Source organism: Herbaspirillum sp. NPDC087042 (genome assembly GCF_044745245.1).
GTDB lineage: Bacteria > Pseudomonadota > Gammaproteobacteria > Burkholderiales > Burkholderiaceae_D > Herbaspirillum.
This window is the reverse complement of record NZ_JBIUZW010000010.1, coordinates 111,984-129,515: the sequence shown is the minus strand read 5'-3', so window position 1 is coordinate 129,515 and position 17,532 is coordinate 111,984. Positions and strand designations below refer to the sequence as shown.

The following is a 17,532-nucleotide window of genomic DNA, read 5'->3' as shown; positions in this document are numbered from 1 at the left end:
GATGTCTTATGTACCGCCGCTGCGCGACTTTGCCTTCGTGCTCGATGAAATCCTGCAGGCCCCCGAGGTCTTGCGCACCCTGCCCGCGCATGCCGAGTTCGACAGCGCCCTGATGACACAGGTACTGGAAGAAGCCGGCCGCTTCGCCGCCGGAGTTGTCGCGCCGCTCAACGCCAGTGGCGACCGTGAAGGCTGTCGCTTTGACGAGGGCGCGGTCCATACGCCCGCCGGCTTCGCCCGCGCCTATGCGCAATTCTGCGAGGGTGGCTGGCCGGCCCTGGCCTGCGCCCCGGAACATGGCGGCCAGGGCTTGCCGCACGTACTCGATTGCGCCCTCTATGAAATGCTCAGTGCAGCCAATCATGGCTGGACCATGTATCCGGGCCTGCTGCATGGCGCCTATGCCTGCCTGGCCGCGCATGGTGCGCCCGAGCTGCAGGCGCGCTACCTGGAGAAGATCGCCAGCGGCCAGTGGCTGGCCACCATGTGCCTCACCGAAGCCCAGGCCGGCAGCGACCTGGGGCAATTGCGCACGCGCGCCCTGCCGCAGGAGGATGGCAGCTATCGCATCAGCGGCGACAAGATCTTCATCTCCGGTGGCGAGCACGACCTCACCGACAACATCGTCCACCTGGTATTGGCGCGCCTGCCCGATGCGCTGCCAGGCAGCAAGGGCCTGTCGCTGTTGCTGGCGCCGCGCGTGCTACCCGATGGCAGCCGCAACGGCGTGCGCTGCACCGGCATCGAACACAAGATGGGCATCCACGGCAGCGCCACCTGCAGCCTGCGCTTCGAGCAGGCGCAGGGCTGGCTGGTGGGCGAGCCGGGACGCGGGCTGGCCGCCATGTTCGTGATGATGAATGCGGCGCGCCTGCATGTGGGGGCGCAGGGGCTGGGGCTGGCGGAGGCGGCATGGCAACGGGCCAGCGCCTATGCCGGCGAGCGCCGCCAGTCGCGCGCGCCCACGCGCAGCACCGCGGTACCGGGAGGCGACCTGATCGCCCATCATCCGGCCGTGCAGAAACTCTTGATGGAACAACGCTGCCGCATCGAGGGCGCGCGCATGCTGACCTGCTGGGCCGGCCTGCTGCTGGATCTGGCCGAGCACGATCCCGATGCCGCGCTGCGCCGTCGTCATCATGAGCGGCTGGAGTTCATCACGCCGGTCATCAAGGCCTTCCTGACGGAGCAGGGTTTCCAGTGCACCAGCCAGGCCTTGCAGGTCTTCGGCGGTCACGGCTATGTGGTGGAGAGTGGTATCGAACAATACCTGCGCGATGCGCGCATCACGATGATCTATGAAGGGACCAATGAGATCCAGGGCATCGACTTCCTCATGCGCAAGGTGCTGGGCGACGAGGGACGCCGGCTGGCGGACTTCCTGGCGCTGGTGCGCGCCGATGCCAACGATGACTCGCTACTTGGCTACGAAGCGAAACTGCTGCGCGAGGCTGTGGATAAATTGGAAGTCCTGGCGCGTGCGATCGCCGCCGCTGCGGCCCACTCACCGACGCTGCCCTACTTCGTAGCCGACGAAATGCTGCGCCTGACCGGCCATGTGGCGCTGGGCTGGATGTGGCTGCGGGCAGGCCGGCGCGCCTTGTCGGCGCTGGCTTCGGACCCGTCCTACTACGGCGGCAAGCGGGATGCCGCGTGCTATCATTTCGCCTTTGTGTTCGCGCAAGTCCGTCAGCTCTGCGGCATCATCGAGGGCTGCCTGGCAAACGGCTTGCCGCTTTCCTCCCCCGACCTGGACCACCATGCTGCCCAAGAAGCCGGCTGATTTCGATTCCGACGACGACACCACGCAACAGGGCGCGCTGGACCAGCAGTTGCTGCTCAGCCTGGTCGGCTACAACTGCCGCCGCGCCTATATCACCATCATGCCGCTGTTCGAGAAGCGCATGGCCAAGTTCGAACTGCGGCCGGTGGATTTCACCGTCCTGAGCCTGTTGAAGGCCAATCCCGACATCAACCAGAAGCGCCTGTCCAAGGCCATCAATGTGTCGCCCCCCAACCTGGCGACCTTGCTGGACAAGCTGGAACAGCGCGGCCTGGTGATGCGCCAGCGCAATCCCCAGGATCGCCGTTCGCAGGTGCTGGCACTGACCACTGCGGGCATGCGCATGTGTACCAAGGCCGAGCAGACCGCCATCGAACTGGAGCTCAAGGCCACCGAGATGCTCTCGGACGCCGAGCGCGCGCAACTGATCGCACTGCTGCAGAAGATGTTCCTGCCGCAGTAATTCCCTCTTGTTTCTCTTATTTCTCTAGTATCAGCGCAGGAAGACCAGTTCAGCGTAGCTGGGATTGGCGTGCTCGTGCTGGTAGCGCTTGAGGTCTTCCAGGACCTGGGCGCGGGTCAGGCCGGGCTTGTCGGCGGTGGCGGTAGTCGTGGTGGACGTCGCTGCCGTTGCCTGTACCGGTGCCGACGGCGCCTGTTCGGCCGCATAGGCGCTCAGTGCAGCCAGCGACAGGACGGCGGTGAGAGAGAACTTCTTCAGGATGATGGTGCGCATGATCGGCTCCTCGTGAATGCAAGCGGATCTTGCCCTTGCCTATCCTTTGCGTAACTTTCATTCACACAGTTTTAGTTTACCCACGCGTACCTGCGGGAAAAACTGGTAATCTCGCAAAGCAGTATTGCGGTTGCTGAAAGAATCCCATCCGGACTCTCGCCGCTCGCATCGGACTTGCCAAACAGACAAAGCCGGATGTGATCCTGTTTTCACCGTCTAGATCCAGTCGCGCCGATTCTGGCTCGTCACCAGAACCGGTAAAACATATCAATCATTGCGGGGTGGCTATGAAAATCGGTACCAGACTGGGCATTTCCTTCATGATGGTCACCCTGCTAGCCTGCGTGCTGACGGTGGCCTCCATCCTCACCCTCTCCCAGATCGGCCGTCACTGGGACGGCTTTTCCGGCACCGTGCTGAGCAAGCAGGATGTCGCCACCCAGGGCTACATCAGGCTGGGCGACAGCGTCCAGAACTTCAAGAACTACGTGGTGCGGGGCAAGGACTACGACAAGCATTTCCTGGCCGACATGGATGCCATTGCCACGCTGATGACGCAATACCGCCAGCTCGGCGTGGACCAGCCCAGGGAAGAAGAACTGCTGCAGAAGATCGGCGCCGGCATCGGCACTTACCGAGAAGCACTGGCCAAGGCGCAATCGATGCGTGCAGCCGGTGCTGCGGTGGCCGATATCGATGCTGCCATCAGTGGTGCCGACAAGGTGCTGGCGACCGGCTTCGCCGGCTTGCTGGCCATCGCCCGCGAGAACGCCACCAGCACCGGCGCGGGCATTTCCAGCGCGATCAGCGCCGGCAAAACGCTCGATGTGGCCGTAGGTGCAGTGTCCGTGGCGCTGGCCATCCTGCTGGCGGTACTGGCCACCCGCTCGATCACCCGACCCATGCGCGAGGCCGTGCAGATCGCCAAGACGGTGGCCGCCGGCGACCTCAGCAGCCGCATCGTGGTCACCCGCCGCGATGAAACGGGCGAGTTGCTGCAAGCCCTCAAGGATATGAACACCAGCCTGCAAAGCGTGGTGGGCGGTGTGCGCAGCGGCAGCGATACCATCGTCACCGCCTCGACCCAGATCGCCGGTGGCAATCTCGACCTGTCGGCGCGTACCGAGCAGCAGGCCAGCTCGCTGGAAGAAACGGCGGCGGCGATGGAACAGATCACCTCCACCGTCAGGCGCAATGCCGACCACGCGCGCCAGGCCAACTCCATGGCCGGCTCGGTCTCGGAAGTGGCCTCGCGTAGCGGACTGGTAGTCTCCGACGTGGTCAGTACCATGGACGATATCCAGGCCTCGGCGCGCCAGATCGAGGACATCATCTCGGTCATCGATGGCATCGCCTTCCAGACCAATATCCTGGCCCTGAATGCCGCCGTCGAAGCCGCCCGTGCCGGCGAGCAGGGACGCGGCTTTGCGGTGGTGGCCTCGGAGGTGCGCAGCCTGGCGCAGCGTTCGGCCACCGCCGCCAAGGAGATCAAGGAACTGATCGGCAGCTCGGTGGACAAGGTCGAAGCCGGCAGCCGCCTGGTCAAGTCGGCCGGTGCCACCATCGAGGAACTGGTGGTGAGCGTGCGCAACGTCACGCAGATCATGAGCGAGATTTCCTCGGCCAGTGGCGAGCAGGAAGCCGGCATCGAACAGGTCAACCAGGCCATCGCCCAGATGGATACCGTGACCCAGCAGAATGCCGCGCTGGTCGAAGAAGCGGCGGCCGCCACCGAGGCCCTCAAGACACAGGCGCGCAACCTGGCGGCCTCGGTCAGCGTGTTCCGCCTGGGTGGCAGCCAGTTCGCCTGAGTGGTCCTGACGGGGAGTCCATCATGCGCTTGTGCAGATCCTGGCTGTTGACGATGTTGCCGGCGATGTGGCTGGCGATGTTGCTAGTTCTGGCGCCGCCGGCCCGGGCCGCCGACGGTTTCGTGCAACTCGATGCCGGGCGCGGCGACGCCCGCATCCCGGTCTATGCGATGGAACATGCCCAGGCCGGCGCCACACTGATCCTGCTGCCGGGTGGTGATGCCGGCACCGGCAAGATCAGCAATGGCGAACCGGGCAGCGGCAATTTCCTGGTACGTTCGCGGCAGCTGTTCGTGGACCAGGGCTTCAATGTGCTGGTGATGTTTCGCGCCAGCGACCTGCGCCTGCTGGACTTCCCCGAACGCATCAGCAGCGAGCATGTGACCGAGATCGCGCATGTGATCGACTACGCCCGCAGCACCTACGGCAAGCCGGTATGGCTGGTGGGGACCAGCCGTGGCACGGTCTCGGCCACGGCCGCCACCATTGCCCTGGGGAGCGAGCGTATTGCCGGACTGGTACTGACCTCCAGCGTCACCAACCGCAAGGCCGGTGCGATCGGCACCCAGGACCTGGACAAGATCACCGTCCCCACGCTGGTGGTGCATCACAAGCTCGATGCCTGTCCCATCTGCGTCCCCAGCCAAGCTGAAGCGCTCATTGACCGCCTGAAGAATGCGCCCCAACGCAAGTTCATCCTGGTCGAGGGCGGTTCATCACCGCAGGGCGATCCCTGCGAGGCGCGGCACTGGCATGGCTATCCCAATGCCGAGGCGCAGACCGTCAAGCTCATCACCGACTGGATCCGGCAACCCGCTTCCTAGAAACGATGCCGGATGCCAGTGGCATAGGACAGCCCACGCGCATAGCCGGTGATGCGGTCCTGCATGGCCACCGCATAGAGATCGGTACGTTTGGAGAGGTCGTAGTCGTATCCCAGTGTGAGCGTATCGCGGGCGCGGCCATTGAGCGCGACACCGGCCGTGCCGGTCCAGCTGGTGCGTGCGTAGGCGGCCTGCAGCTTGCCGTTGCCGATGGCGTAGTCGGCGCTCATGCTCCAGGTCTGGCTGACGGCTTCACCGGCCGCACCGGAGGCATTGCTGTTGCGCCCATGCTCGTAGTTGGCATAGATCCAGGCCTGGCCCAGCGCCACCTTGCCCGACAGCATCCACGCATCCTGCTGGGAAAAGCCCAGCTTGACCACACCGACCGTGCCAGGCAGGGGATTGTCCATGCGTACCCGATGCACGAAGCCGCCCAGGCCGAAGCGATCCTGCAGGTAGAGGAAGCTGGCGCCGACGTTGTGGTTGCCGCTATCCCCGGCCACCTCGCCGAACTGGTAGTGCAGGTTGGCCGTGAAGCCGCCCATGCGCGGCGTGGTGTAGCGGATCTGGTTGCTCCAGCCGGTATCGCTGGCATTGACCGAATCCCAGCCGGTGCCGTTGTACAGCGGCACGTTGGCATGCAGCACCAGCGGAGAAAACGCAAAGGAGTCGCCGAAGGCATTGAACAGGGCTGTCGGCAGGAAGTTGGGAGCACCGTCGCGGCCCAGGTGCAGCGTCCCCATGTCGCTGGCCAGACCGACGTAGGCATTGCGGCTGAAGAAACTCTCGTTGCCATTGAAGCGGCCCACGGCCCCGGTATCGTTGCGGAAATAACTGGCCAGCTTGAACTCGGCGCGCAGGCCGCCACCCAGGTCTTCCTTGCCCTCCACACCCCACCAGGAGGTACTCATGCCGCCCGAGTTGACGACGGCGGCGCGCTGGCTGCCGGCGTATTGCAGCGCGCCGGCATAGGCATCGACCAGGCCGGAGACGGTGACTTCCTGCGCCGAGGCGCGGCAGGCGATACTGCAGGCGAAGATGGCAAGCATGGCTGCCAGTGGGGTCTTGTTCACGAGCTGGATTCCTTTCCCTGTTTTGTCGTTGGATGACGGCGATGGTGGGGAACGCCTGGCCCCGTGGCGATGAGCAGGCGCAAGCGTCCCCGCACGGGGCGCGCCGGTCGGTCGCCCTGTGTTCGGATTGCCCGCGTAAGCGGGCCTGTGCTGGATTACCGGATTAGTGGATTACTTGCCGGAGCTGGAGGGGACGGCGCCGCCGCCGGGGGCAGCCAGGCTGGCCCGCTGGGCGCGCGCGCTACTGAACTTGCGATAGAGGAAGAAGTACAGCTTGATGTACTGGCCCACCAGGATGGCATTCATGATGGTGCCTTCGCGGATGAAATGCGGCTCGCCCAGGAAGGCCAGGCCCAGCGCGGCCGACAGGACCAGCAGGCTACAGTCGAAACCGGTCTTGATGTTGCCCCACTTCCAGCCGGTGCGCTTGAAGACGGTATTGACGAACATGTCGATGGGCATCAACACCAGATTGGCCCGGATCATCAGGAACAGGCCCAGCGCCAGCAGCGCATCGGCCACCACCAGCAGGCTGAAGCGGGCCGCGTATTGCTCCAGGGCGATGGCGCGGGTGAGCATCAGGTTCACGTCCAGGAAGGCGGCCAGCACGAAAGCCGGGATCAGCGAGGCAAAATTCTTGAGGCGGAAATCACGCGGCAGGACCAGATAGGTCAGCAGCAACATGAACAACTCCAGAATGAAGTTGTAGGTGCCCTGGCTCAGCGGCGCGTGGATCAGCGTGAGCGTGCGGGTGAAGCTGCTTTGCGGCGAGATGCCGATGCCGGCACGGATGGCCAGGCTCACGCCGAATGTCAGGATGTAGATGCCAATGAAATAGGTGATCCAGCGTCGTGTCAGACTGCCGGTATCGATGATGTCCGCCTCTTTGTGGTGCTGCGCCATGTCTGTCTCCTGGGTAGGTACCGATGCACTGCGACTGCCTTGGATTACGATGGAAACCGGCATGCGGCCGTGCTGGCCGCATGCCTGGTCGGTGTGCCGCGTTCAGCTCAATGTCAGGCCATGAAGCCGAAGCGGTCCAGCGAGATGAACAGCGTGAGCAGCTTGTTCACCACCGGTTCACCTTCGTTGCGGTTACCCATCTCCGCCAGCGCGGCATCGATGGCACGGGTAGCTTCCAGCAGCTGCGGCAATCCCATGTTGGCCATGACGCCATAGATGTCCAGCGGCAGCTCGGCCTTGACCTGGCCACGGTCGGTGACCACGCAGCCGCCCACCTTCTCATCCACGCGCTTGAGGCAGTCGCACATCTCGGCGCTATCATCGCCCACCACGACGAAGTAGGCCTTGGGCGCGGGCCAGAATGTCGCTACCGCGCCACGCTCTATCGAGACGCCCTTGAAGAGCCCGTTGACCACATGGCGCTGACCGTTGGCGTAGCGCTGCACCACCGAGATGCGGTTGAGCTTGACGCCATCGAGCTCCGGCACCACCTTGCCGTTGCGCAGCGGCACCCAGACTTCCTGGAAGAACTTCTCGTGGCCGCGTCCATAGACGTCGAAGAGCAAGACCTTGGCCATGGTTTCGTCGGCCGAGATTTCCAGCGGCACCAGATCCAGCTGTTGCGGCTTGAGTCCGGCCAGCCCCGGTACCGGCTGCTTGGCCATGCCGGAATAGTCGATCTGGACGCGCTTTTTCATCTGGCGGTCCTGGGCCACCAGTTCGCCATCCTTGAAGACGTAGCGCGGATTGATCTTGGAGAGGCTGTCGGTGAGCACGATGTCGGCGTAACGGCCCGGGGTCAGCGAACCGATCCGGTTATCCATGCGGAAGGCGCGCGCGGTGTAGAGCGTGGCCATCTTGATGGCGTGGATGGGGTTGATGCCCATCTCGGCGCACAGGGAGATGATCCAGTCCATGTGGCCCTTGGTCAGCACGCGGTCCACCGAGATATTGTCGGCGCAGAGCTGGAAGTTCTCGGCCGGCCAGTTGCGCTTGACGATGGCGCGCAGCATGGTCTTGATCACCTCGGGGCTGCCCACGCCGAACTTGACCTGGGTCTGCAGGCCGTAGCGCACGCTCTTTTCGATGTCGTCTTCCTTCCAGACGTCGTGGTTGGCGAAGGCGCCGATGGCGGGCATGTAGTTCAGCATCATGGGCGAGAGCGTGGTCACGCCCCAGTGGGTGTTCATGAAGCCGTTCCTGGCGCGGCCCATGGCCGACTTGCGGAAGTCGTCATCATTGCCCACGCTGTAGGTCAGGTGCGACAGCTCACCCAGGCCGATCACCGGCTCCATCTGCAGCAGCGCCTCGGTGACCGCGACCGGGACCTTCTTGCCGGGCGCGAAGGCGAAGACGCGATAAGGCAGGTCCTGGTAATCCTTGAACAGGCCGGCCGTGGCCTCGACCGCTTCGCTGCCGGCGGCACTGACGAAGTCCAGGCACTCCGAGAAGATGGTGGTGGTACCGCAGGGCACGATGGCTTCGCCGAAGGCCACCGGATGCGCCAGTTGCGCCTCGAAGTGGACGTGCGCATCGATCAGGCCGGGGATGGCGTACAGGCCCTGGCCATCGAATACCTCGCGCACCTTCAGGATGCTCTCGTCCGGGTTCAGGCCGATGATGCGCTTGTCATGGACCAGGATGGAACCGGAATAGACGCTCTCGCTATGCACATCCAGGATGTTGAGGTTCTTGAGCAGCAGGTCGGCCTCGGCGCGACCGTTGAGGATCTCGAAAATGGTACGCACCTGTTCTTCGTGGGCCGCGACCGCGTCACCCTGCAGGGGTCCCTGCGCATTTCTGTCATTGATTTGCTGGTACATGCTTTGCCTCTCTCCGTTGTGTTCTGCGCTGCGGTCACTAGCCTTGCGTCCTTACCATTTGCAGAAGTCGAATGCCGATGTTGGACCGGATCGCCACGGCGGGCGCCTGCGCCTGTCGTGGCTCCGGGTCGCTTCCTTGTTGAACGCGACGGACTCATTACATCCGAATTCACCGCTATCGAAAACAAGCGAATTTCGATCAGAGCGTGCTCGTTTCGAGTACACTCGACCATCATTTCACTCTCTCGGCCTTGCCATGCTGCATGCCCGCCTGCTGCGCTATCTCGATGAAGTGGCCCGTTGCGGATCCATCCGCGCGGCGGGCGAGCGGCTGCATGTGGCGCCGTCTGCGATCAACAAGCATCTGCTGGCCCTGGAGGAAGAACTGGGCACGCCGCTCTTCGAGCGCCTGCCGCGCGGCCTGCGCCCCACGCCGGCCGGAGAGCTGCTGCTGGCCCATGTGCGCAAGACCCTGCTGGAATTCCGCCAGGTCGAGGCCGAGATCCGCGAACTGCAAACCCTGCAGGCAGGCGAAGTCATCATCGCCACCATGACCGGGCTGGCCAGCGGCATCGTGGCCACCGCCGCCAGCCAGTTCAGTGCGCGCTATCCACAGATCCGGGTCTCGATCCGGGTACTGCCGGCGCGCGCCATCCAGGAAGCCCTGGCCTCCGGCGAAGCCGACCTCGGGCTGGGCTTCAACATCCCCGCCTCGCCCCAGTTGGCCTCCCTGTGGGAAATGGATGCCAGCCTGGGCGCGGTGATGTCGCCCGACCACGCGCTGGCGCGCATGGAGTCGATCCCGCTGGCGCACTTCGCCTCCTACCCGCTGGTGTTCGCCGACCGTTCCATGCTGATCCACGGCATCATCACCGAGACCTTTGCCGAAGCCGGCGTGGCGGTGGAAGCCTCGTTCCGGACCAACTCCATCGAGGCAATGAAGCGCCTGGCCGCCACCGGCGACGCGGTGGCCTTCCTGAGCCGCTTCGACATCGCCGAGGAAATGCGCCAGGAAGTGCTGACCTTCCGCCAGATCCGCGATCGCGGCTTCCGCAGCAACATGCTCTCGCTGGTACGACGCGACAAACCCGGACATGGTCTGGCCGGGCAGTTGCTGGGCGAGGAAATCATGGGCGTACTGGGCAGCATGAGCGCCTGAGCACCCCTGCCCCTCGGCGAGAAATCGGCTCATCACATACGATGTACTACAACTAAGCATTCCCGGATCGCCCGGGTGATGCTGACCACTGGCTTGCATTTCCCGCGCGAACGCCTTCGCTGATGCGTGTACGCCACGCCCCGTCATGTCCCCTCATGCCAGGTCATGCCGACGTTCTTGACTTTCAAACATGCGAATGCGATGATTTTGAAATAGGACGTCTGATGACCAACAACTTTGATTGATCAGTCAGTCTACTGCTTCAGCCGCGATCCGGTTCGCCATCCTGGCGTTCATCCCCTCCGGAGCGCAGCAGAAGACATTTGCCGAAGAGCAAGTTCCAACATACCGGAGACCGCCATGCCCATCATCGCCCACGCTGCCGTCGCAGCCTGCCACCGCCTGCCCGCCATCCCTGTCCGTGCGCCCTTGCCGCGCCGCCGGGACTGACGCGCGCCGCGCTTTCCGGTTTTCTTCCCCCTTTTGCTTGCTGCGCCGGTGGTCACCGGTGCAGCGGCGAATCGACCCCATGCGCGGCTGGTGGCATGGGGCCGATCGGCAGCGGCGCACGCCGCGACTGCAACGACAACCATCAGCGCACGACACAACAACGAGGACAACATGACTTTACGAAACAGCCGGATCGCCGCAGGCATCCTGGGCGCCGTCATCGGCGCACCGCTGCTGGCCTGCGCGCAGGGCAGCGTGACCATCTATGGCGTGGTCGATACGGCCCTGGTCTACACCAGCAACCAGGGCGGATTGCACAACACCTACCTGCGCTCGGGCAACCTGTCGGCCAGCAAGATCGGCTTCAAGGGTGTCGAGGATCTGGGTGGCGGCATGCAGGCGCTGTTCCAGCTGGAGAACGGCTTCGACACCAATACCGGCGCCATGAGCTCGGCCAATACCCTGTTCAACCGCCAGTCCTTCGTCGGCCTGAGCAGCGCCAGCACCGGTACGCTGACCGTCGGTCGCCAGTACACGCCCTACTACCTGTACGTGGGCGCCATCGGCCCGACCACGGTGCTGACCGGCGCCACCGGCGCACACCCTGGCGATGTGGATGGCCTGGACACCACCGTGCGCAGCAGCAATGCAGTGACCTATAGCTCGCCGGTCTTCGCGGGCGCGCAGGTCAGCGCCCTGTACGGCTTCGGCGAGACCGCCGGCGCCACCTCCACGGGCAACGCCTACAGCCTGGCCGCGAAGTACAACGTCAATGCCTGGAACTTCGCACTGGGCTTCCAGCACCTCAACATCGGTACCGGCAACGCCAGCTGGAACTCCTCCACGGCCACCGCCAACATCCCCAGCTCGGCCATCAATGCCGGCTACCAGAGCGCCAACAGCGCCCAGATGATCGCCGCCGCGGCCCGCTACACCATCGACAAGCTGATGCTGGGCGCCACCTACAGCGTGGCCCAGTATCGTCCGGGCAGCGGTTCGGTGTTCACGCAGGCGGTGAAGTTCCAGACCGCCGGCGTCTTCTCGACCTACCAGTGGTCGCCGCAGGTGGCGCTGGCCGCCGGCTACAGCTACACCTTCGCCGACAAGGGCAACGGCATCTCCACGGCCGCCAACTACCACCAGCTGTCGCTGCAGGAGACCTACGCCTTCTCGCCGCGCACCGCGCTGTACTTCCTGCAGGCTTATCAGCTGGCAGGCGGCAATACGCTGGCCTCCAATGGCAGCATCATCAATGCCGTGGCCGCCGTGGGCGATTCGCAGAACAGCTCGGCCTCCAATGGCAAGAGCCAGGCTGTGCTGATGTTCGGCATCCGTCACAACTTCTGATCCCCTCCGGCGTCAGGATGAACGGCCTCCCATCGGGAGGCCGTTTGTTTTTGCCGCATGAGAACGGGTCAGCAAATACACGCACGCAGGCCACGGCTTCGGTGCACAATGCGGGTCCCCTTCGTTCTTCGCTCTACCGGATCACGCATGTCTGCCGCACAACCCACCTCCGCCGGGGAAGACCTCGCCCCCGCTCCTGCCGCCCTGCCCACTGCCGCCCAGGAAGCGCGACGTGGCCTGCGCGCCTCGCTACCCGTGCTGCTGGGCTTCATCCCCTTCGCCCTGGTGCTGGGTGCACAGGCGGTGCAGAAGGGCCTGGGCATCTGGGAAGTGCCGCTGATGACCGGACTCAATTTCGCCGGTGGTTCGGAATTCACCGCCGTGCGCCTGTGGACCTCGCCACCGCATCTGCTGCTGATCGCCGCCATGTCGCTGCTGGTCAATAGCCGGCACCTGCTCATGAGCGCCGCGCTGGCGCCGTATCTGCGCCATGTGCCGCGCCGTCGCGCGCTGGCCGCGCTGTTCTTCATGTGTGACGAAAGCTGGGCACTGGCGCTGGCCGATGCGCAGCGCCGTGGCACCGGCCGCGTCAGCCTGCCCTACTACCTGGGCGCCTCGGCCGGCCTGTACCTGACCTGGGTGCTGTTCACCGGCCTGGGTGCGGCGCTGGGTCCGGTGATCGGGGATGTGGAGAAATTCGGCTTCGACATGGCCTTCACCGCCGTCTTCCTGGTGCTGTTACGTGGCATGTGGCGCGGCATGCGCGCCAGCCGTCCATGGCTGGTCAGCCTGGTGGTGGCCGCACTGACCTACCGGCTCATGCCGCAAGGCGCCTGGTATGTCGCCGCCGGTGCCATCGCCGGACTGGCCAGCGCCGCGCTCACCGCTCCCCGGGAGCCGCAGCGATGATCGACACCGCCACCCTCGCCACCGTCGTCCTCATGGCCGGCGGCACCTACCTCACCCGTATCCTCGGCTACCTGGCGCTGCGCAACCGCGTGCTCAGTCCACGCATGCGCTACGTGCTCGAATGCGTGCCTGGCTGCGTGCTCATCTCGGTGATCGCCCCGGCCTTCGTCTCCGACCGTCCGGCCGACCTGATGGCGCTGGCCATCACGGTGGCGGCGGCCAGCCGCCTCTCCATCCTGCCCACGGTGGTCATCGGCATCATCTCCACGGGCGTGCTGCGCTACCTGCTGGCGCATTGACTTATCCACAGCGCAAGACGGCGACCACCCATGGCGTGGCCCGTCCGCGCTTGCCTGCCCCTCCGGTTGTAAAAAATGCTTGCCTTATTGGATCCAATTAATTAAATTTGGATCCGCCTTAAATACCATTTTTCGACGCTCAAGCGTCTCTCCCCTTATTCATTCCAAAAAAGGATTCGCCATGCAGACCACCTTCCGTCGCCTGACCCTCTTGGGCGCCATCCTCGCCGCCCATGGCGTGGCGCATGCGGCCGACCGCGTCGTCAAGGTCGGCTTCAGCAGCCCGCTCACGGGCGCACAGGCCGCCGCCGGCAAGGACAACGAACGCGGCCTGCGCATGGCCATCGATGAGCTCAACCAGAAGGGTGTGACGGTCGGCGCCGACACGGTGCGCTTCGAAGCCCAGGTGGAAGACGACCAGGCCGATCCCAAGGCCGGCGTGACGGTGGCGCAGAAGCTGGTGGATGCCAAGGTGGCGGCGGTGTTCGGCCCCTACAACTCGGGCGTGGCCATCCCGGCCTCCAAGCTGTACAACGATGCCGGCATCGTCATGGCCACGGTCGGCTCCAATCCCAAGATCACGCTGCAGGGTTTTGCCAATGTCTACCGCGTCTCGGCCAGCGACAGCCAGCTGGGTGGCAAGATGGCCTTGTACGCAGCGCGCGAAATGAAGCTCAAGCGGGTCGCCCTGATCGATGACCGCACCGCCTATGGCGTCGGCGTGGCCGAGGAATTCGCCAAGGTGGCCAAGGCCAACGGCATCGAAGTGGTCTCGCGCGACTTCACCAATGACAAGGCGGTGGACTTCAACGCCATCCTGACCTCGATCAAGGGCAAGAAGCCCGACGCCATCTTCTACGGCGGCTACTTCTCGCAAGCCGCGCCGATGAAGCGCCAGATGAAGTCGCTGGGCCTGGACATCCCCCTCATGGGCGGCGATGCCATCTGCGATACCGAGATGGGCAAGCTGGGCGGCGATGCCGTCAACGGCAGCACCTACTGTACCCAAGGGGGCGGCCTGCTCAAGACCAACAGCGCCGAGACCTTCGTGGCCAACTACGAGAAGCGCAACAACGCCAAGCCGATGTTCTACGCGGTGTCCTTCTATGACGCCATGAAGCTGGTGGCGGCTGCCATGTCCAAGGCGGGCTCGACCGAACCGGCCAAGTATGGCCCGATGCTGGCGCAGATGTCCTACAAGGGCGTGGCCGGCACCTATGAATTCGACAGCAACCACGACCTGAAGAGTTCGCCGGTCACCATCTTCCAGTTCAAGGCCGGTCGTCCGGAACCGCTGGCCAACTATTGAGGCGACGGCGCTGGCCGCCGCACGCTTTACGCTTGAGCTTCTCCCATCCTGGAGAGTTGCGCCGGCAGGCTTGGCTTGCCGGCGCTTTTTGTTTTATCCCGCCAGCGATGTCACCTTGCAAGCGGCTGCCTGTCACGCCTGCACATGCGCCTGCAGGAGCGCCTCCAGCGTAAGGCTGGCCTGCTCGAAACGCTCGACCAGGAAGTCCAGCAAGGCGCGCACCCGTGGCGCCATGTAGCGGGTACGCTGGTAGAAGACATGCACCGGCGCCTCCGGCGTGCGCCACTGCGGCAGCAGCACCTGCAGCCGCCCGGCCTGCAGGTCGGCACCGATATCCCAGATCGATTTCATGACAATGCCATGGCCGTTGATGGCCCATTCGCGGGCCACGGCGCCATCGTTGGTTTCGCGGGCGCGGGCCGGCGGCACGATGAAGGTCTCCTGCCGCCCGGCGCGCTCGAAACGCCATTCATTGGCCATGCCGGAGGCCGAGGACAGCACGATGCAATCGAAGCGCTGCAGGTCGGCGGGTTCCTGCGGCAGGCCGTGTGCGGCGACATAAGCCGGAGAGGCGCACAACAGCCGCCGGTTGAACGCCAGTGGCCGCGCCACCATGGAACTGTTCTGCGGCACGCCGAAGCGGATGGCCAGGTCCAGGTCATCCTGCACCAGGTTGGCCACGGCGTCGCCCAGGATCAGCGCCAGCGTGATCTGCGGATGCTGGCGGTTGAATTCTTCCAGCCACCCCTGCAGCACGTTGCGCCCGAAGTCCGAGGTGGCCGCGATGCGCAGCTTGCCGCTGACGGCGCTGCGCCCGGCCTGCAGCGCGGCCTGGGCATCATCCAGTGCATCCAGGGCCTGCTGGCAATGCGCCAGGTACATGGCCCCCTCGGCGGTGAGCCGCAGGCGCCGCGTAGTACGCTCGAACAGACGCGTGTTCAGCGTGGCCTCCAGCTTCACCAGACGCGCGCTGGACGCCGCCGGGGACAGCCCCATCTTGCGGCCCGCCGCCGACAAGCTGCCCAGACTGGCCGCTTCGACGAAGAGACGGATATCTCCCAGGTTTTGCGTCATGATTATTCTGCTTTTTTTGATAATTGTTCAAATACTAGCCCAATTATCAATTGACTGACACATTCGCATAATGGGCTCCATTCCAACCCTTACCGGAGTCTTCCATGTCAACCTCTGCCTCTCTTCTTGCGCCCCTGACCGTCGGCGCACTGACCTTGCCGCACCGTATCGTGATGGCCCCCATGACACGCGCACGCAGCACCCAGCCGGGTGACCTGCCCAACGCGCTCAACGCCACCTATTACGCCCAACGCGCCTCGGCCGCGCTGATCGTCAGCGAAGCCGCGCAGATCTCGCCCCAGGGCAAGGGCTATTCCTTCACGCCCGGCATCTACAGCGAGGAACAGGTACGTGGCTGGCAACTGGTAACCAACGCGGTGCATCAGGCCGGTGGCCGCATCTTCCTGCAACTGTGGCACGTGGGCCGCATGTCCCATCCCGATTTCCACCAAGGCGCACTGCCGGTGGCACCGTCGGCCCTGCCCTTCGCCGGCCAGATCTGGAAGGTCGATGACGCCACCGGCATCGGTGCCATGGTCGACTCGCCCACGCCACGCGCGCTGGAACGCGCCGAGATCGCCGCCATCGTCGAGGATTTCCGCCGGGCCGCGCGCAATGCCATCAGGGCCGGCTTCGACGGCGTTGAAATCCACGGCGCCAACGGCTACCTGATCGACCAGTTCCTGCGCACCACCTCCAACCACCGCCAGGACGAATACGGTGGCAGCCGCGAGAACCGCCTGCGCTTTCTCAAGGAAGTCGTCGATGCCGTCGCCGGCGAAGTCGGCGCGCAGCGCACGGCGATCCGCCTGGCGCCCTTCCTGACCGCACGCGGCATGGACTGCCCGGACATCCTGCCGACCATCCTCGATGCCGCCACCTTCCTGCAAGAGCGCGGCATCGCCTACCTGCACCTGGTGGAAGCGGACTGGGACGATGCCCCCGACATCACCGAAGCATTCCGCCAGCAACTGCGCGAGCGCTTCAGCCACCCCATCATCGTGGCCGGCAACTATGACAAGCCGCGCGCACAGTGGGTGCTGGACCACGGCTATGCCGACCTGGTGGCCTTCGGCCGGCCCTTCGTCGCCAACCCCGATTTCCCGCGCCGACTGGTCGACGACCTGCCCCTGGCGCCGTTCGACGGTGCCACGCTGTTCGGCGGCACGGCCACGGGCTACACCGACTATCCGGCCCTGCCGCTGGCGCGCGCAGCCTGATTGACATCCTCGCTCAACCCATCCTCCCCAGGAGCAAGATCATGAAAGACATGAAAGACACGACCATCGTCGTCATCGGTGGCCTCTCCGGCATCGGCCGCGCCACCGCTGAACAGGCGGCAGCCGCCGGCGCCCGCGTCATCGCAGCAGGACGCCGCACACCTCCGGCCGACCTCCCGGCATCGATCACCGCTGCGCACGTCGACATCAGCGACGATGCCTCCGTGGCGCGCCTGTTCGACGGCATCGGCCCCTTCGACCACCTGGTCGTCACGGCCGGCCCGGTGATCGGCTCGGCCCGGCTGGCCGACCTGAACATCGACGACGCCATCGCCGCCTTCAACGTCAAGTTCTTCGGCCAGATGCGTGTGGCGCAACACGCGCTGCGTAGTATCCGCCACACAGGTTCGATCACGCTGACCTCGGGCCTGCTGGCACGCAAGGCCGCTCCCGGCGCGCTGGTGAAGGCGAGCATGAATGCCGCCACCGACATCATGGCCAAGACCCTGGCCAAGGAACTGGCGCCGCTGCGCGTGAACGTCGTCAGCCCCGGCATGGTCGAGACCGGCATGTGGGGCGAAATGAGCGAGGCCGACCGCAAAGCCATGGCCGCCCGTGCCGGCGCCCATCTTCCGGTCGGTCGCGTCGGCCAGGGCGACGACCTGGCACAGGCCTACCTGATGCTGATGCAGAACGGCTTCATGACCGGCAGCGTGGTGGACGTGGACGGCGGTGGCCTGCTGTAGGCCGAT

General features: G+C 64.8%; 16 protein-coding genes. 11 read left to right on the top strand and 5 right to left on the bottom strand.

Going from position 1 to position 17,532, the window contains the following annotated elements; all coding sequences use genetic code 11:
* Nucleotide 1 precedes the first annotated feature (1 nt).
* Nucleotides 2–1,783 (top strand): acyl-CoA dehydrogenase, encoded by a 1,782-nt coding sequence (locus ACIPHN_RS15100; RefSeq protein WP_400437437.1) that lies wholly within the window; start codon nucleotides 2–4, stop codon nucleotides 1,781–1,783.
* Nucleotides 1,761–2,246 (top strand): MarR family winged helix-turn-helix transcriptional regulator, encoded by a 486-nt coding sequence (locus ACIPHN_RS15095; protein WP_400437436.1) that lies wholly within the window; start codon nucleotides 1,761–1,763, stop codon nucleotides 2,244–2,246. The genes ACIPHN_RS15100 and ACIPHN_RS15095 overlap by 23 nt, the downstream gene beginning before the upstream one ends.
* 30 nt (nucleotides 2,247–2,276) lie before the next feature.
* On the opposite strand, the gene ACIPHN_RS15090 is transcribed toward ACIPHN_RS15095, so the two are convergent.
* Nucleotides 2,277–2,519, bottom strand: a complete 243-nt coding sequence (locus tag ACIPHN_RS15090; protein ID WP_400437435.1) for a hypothetical protein — start codon at nucleotides 2,517–2,519, stop codon at nucleotides 2,277–2,279.
* A gap of 287 nt (nucleotides 2,520–2,806) precedes the next feature.
* On the opposite strand from ACIPHN_RS15090, the gene ACIPHN_RS15085 reads away from it, so the two are divergent.
* Nucleotides 2,807–4,330 carry a methyl-accepting chemotaxis protein gene (locus ACIPHN_RS15085; protein ID WP_400437433.1) on the top strand — a complete coding sequence of 508 codons (1,524 nt, stop codon included), beginning with the start codon at nucleotides 2,807–2,809 and terminating at the stop codon, nucleotides 4,328–4,330.
* 23 nt (nucleotides 4,331–4,353) lie between these two features.
* A complete protein-coding gene (locus ACIPHN_RS15080; RefSeq protein WP_400437432.1) occupies nucleotides 4,354–5,154 on the top strand; it encodes an alpha/beta hydrolase family protein in 801 nt (266 codons plus the stop codon).
* Here ACIPHN_RS15080 and ACIPHN_RS15075 read toward each other — a convergent pair.
* The 3 genes from ACIPHN_RS15075 to ACIPHN_RS15065 form a co-directional block, all read right to left on the bottom strand.
* Nucleotides 5,151–6,227: a porin gene (locus ACIPHN_RS15075; RefSeq protein WP_400437430.1), complete on the bottom strand. Its 1,077-nt coding sequence runs from the start codon at nucleotides 6,225–6,227 to the stop codon at nucleotides 5,151–5,153. The two genes, ACIPHN_RS15080 and ACIPHN_RS15075, sit on opposite strands and share 4 nt — an antisense overlap.
* Nucleotides 6,228–6,398: 171 nt before the next feature.
* Nucleotides 6,399–7,130 (bottom strand): YitT family protein, encoded by a 732-nt coding sequence (locus ACIPHN_RS15070; protein ID WP_400437428.1) that lies wholly within the window; start codon nucleotides 7,128–7,130, stop codon nucleotides 6,399–6,401.
* A gap of 113 nt (nucleotides 7,131–7,243) precedes the next feature.
* Nucleotides 7,244–9,013 (bottom strand): adenine deaminase C-terminal domain-containing protein, encoded by a 1,770-nt coding sequence (locus ACIPHN_RS15065; RefSeq protein ID WP_400437427.1) that lies wholly within the window; start codon nucleotides 9,011–9,013, stop codon nucleotides 7,244–7,246.
* 256 nt (nucleotides 9,014–9,269) lie between these two features.
* On the opposite strand from ACIPHN_RS15065, the gene ACIPHN_RS15060 reads away from it, so the two are divergent.
* The 5 genes from ACIPHN_RS15060 to ACIPHN_RS15040 all read left to right on the top strand — a co-directional run bounded on the left by ACIPHN_RS15060 (nucleotide 9,270) and on the right by ACIPHN_RS15040 (nucleotide 14,486).
* Complete coding sequence (locus ACIPHN_RS15060; RefSeq protein WP_400437425.1) at nucleotides 9,270–10,172, top strand: LysR family transcriptional regulator; 903 nt, start codon at nucleotides 9,270–9,272, stop codon at nucleotides 10,170–10,172.
* Between the two features lie 621 nt (nucleotides 10,173–10,793).
* Nucleotides 10,794–11,969 (top strand): porin, encoded by a 1,176-nt coding sequence (locus ACIPHN_RS15055; protein WP_400437423.1) that lies wholly within the window; start codon nucleotides 10,794–10,796, stop codon nucleotides 11,967–11,969.
* A 147-nt stretch (nucleotides 11,970–12,116) separates the two neighbouring features.
* The gene (locus tag ACIPHN_RS15050) at nucleotides 12,117–12,878 is read left to right on the top strand and encodes an AzlC family ABC transporter permease (protein ID WP_400437421.1); all 762 of its coding nucleotides are present in this window, start codon (nucleotides 12,117–12,119) and stop codon (nucleotides 12,876–12,878) included.
* Nucleotides 12,875–13,177 carry an AzlD family protein gene (locus tag ACIPHN_RS15045; RefSeq protein WP_400437419.1) on the top strand — a complete coding sequence of 101 codons (303 nt, stop codon included), beginning with the start codon at nucleotides 12,875–12,877 and terminating at the stop codon, nucleotides 13,175–13,177. Before ACIPHN_RS15050 ends, ACIPHN_RS15045 begins: the two co-directional genes overlap by 4 nt.
* A gap of 181 nt (nucleotides 13,178–13,358) precedes the next feature.
* A complete protein-coding gene (locus tag ACIPHN_RS15040; protein ID WP_400437417.1) occupies nucleotides 13,359–14,486 on the top strand; it encodes a branched-chain amino acid ABC transporter substrate-binding protein in 1,128 nt (375 codons plus the stop codon).
* A 132-nt stretch (nucleotides 14,487–14,618) separates the two neighbouring features.
* Here the strand turns inward: ACIPHN_RS15040 and ACIPHN_RS15035 are convergent, their stop codons facing one another.
* Nucleotides 14,619–15,560 (bottom strand): LysR family transcriptional regulator, encoded by a 942-nt coding sequence (locus ACIPHN_RS15035; protein ID WP_400437415.1) that lies wholly within the window; start codon nucleotides 15,558–15,560, stop codon nucleotides 14,619–14,621.
* 104 nt (nucleotides 15,561–15,664) lie between these two features.
* Between ACIPHN_RS15035 and ACIPHN_RS15030 the strand changes: the two genes are divergently transcribed.
* The gene (locus ACIPHN_RS15030) at nucleotides 15,665–16,780 is read left to right on the top strand and encodes an alkene reductase (protein WP_400437413.1); all 1,116 of its coding nucleotides are present in this window, start codon (nucleotides 15,665–15,667) and stop codon (nucleotides 16,778–16,780) included.
* Nucleotides 16,781–16,821: 41 nt separating this feature from the next.
* Complete coding sequence (locus tag ACIPHN_RS15025) at nucleotides 16,822–17,526, top strand: SDR family oxidoreductase (protein ID WP_400437411.1); 705 nt, start codon at nucleotides 16,822–16,824, stop codon at nucleotides 17,524–17,526.
* Nucleotides 17,527–17,532 lie beyond the last annotated feature (6 nt).

Bases quoted from the DNA above. Each gene is read 5' to 3' on its own strand.
- ACIPHN_RS15045 (WP_400437419.1), top strand. From the start codon at position 12,875: ATGATCGACACCGCCACCCTCGCCACCGTCGTCCTCATGGCCGGCGGC.
- ACIPHN_RS15040 (WP_400437417.1), top strand. From the start codon at position 13,359: ATGCAGACCACCTTCCGTCGCCTGACCCTCTTGGGCGCCATCCTCGCC.
- ACIPHN_RS15085 (WP_400437433.1), top strand. From the start codon at position 2,807: ATGAAAATCGGTACCAGACTGGGCATTTCCTTCATGATGGTCACCCTG.
- ACIPHN_RS15035 (WP_400437415.1), bottom strand. From the start codon at position 15,560: ATGACGCAAAACCTGGGAGATATCCGTCTCTTCGTCGAAGCGGCCAGT.
- ACIPHN_RS15050 (WP_400437421.1), top strand. From the start codon at position 12,117: ATGTCTGCCGCACAACCCACCTCCGCCGGGGAAGACCTCGCCCCCGCT.
- ACIPHN_RS15095 (WP_400437436.1), top strand. From the start codon at position 1,761: ATGCTGCCCAAGAAGCCGGCTGATTTCGATTCCGACGACGACACCACG.
- ACIPHN_RS15090 (WP_400437435.1), bottom strand. From the start codon at position 2,519: ATGCGCACCATCATCCTGAAGAAGTTCTCTCTCACCGCCGTCCTGTCG.
- ACIPHN_RS15025 (WP_400437411.1), top strand. From the start codon at position 16,822: ATGAAAGACATGAAAGACACGACCATCGTCGTCATCGGTGGCCTCTCC.
- ACIPHN_RS15080 (WP_400437432.1), top strand. From the start codon at position 4,354: ATGCGCTTGTGCAGATCCTGGCTGTTGACGATGTTGCCGGCGATGTGG.
- ACIPHN_RS15030 (WP_400437413.1), top strand. From the start codon at position 15,665: ATGTCAACCTCTGCCTCTCTTCTTGCGCCCCTGACCGTCGGCGCACTG.
- ACIPHN_RS15060 (WP_400437425.1), top strand. From the start codon at position 9,270: ATGCTGCATGCCCGCCTGCTGCGCTATCTCGATGAAGTGGCCCGTTGC.
- ACIPHN_RS15055 (WP_400437423.1), top strand. From the start codon at position 10,794: ATGACTTTACGAAACAGCCGGATCGCCGCAGGCATCCTGGGCGCCGTC.
- ACIPHN_RS15070 (WP_400437428.1), bottom strand. From the start codon at position 7,130: ATGGCGCAGCACCACAAAGAGGCGGACATCATCGATACCGGCAGTCTG.
- ACIPHN_RS15065 (WP_400437427.1), bottom strand. From the start codon at position 9,013: ATGTACCAGCAAATCAATGACAGAAATGCGCAGGGACCCCTGCAGGGT.
- ACIPHN_RS15100 (WP_400437437.1), top strand. From the start codon at position 2: ATGTCTTATGTACCGCCGCTGCGCGACTTTGCCTTCGTGCTCGATGAA.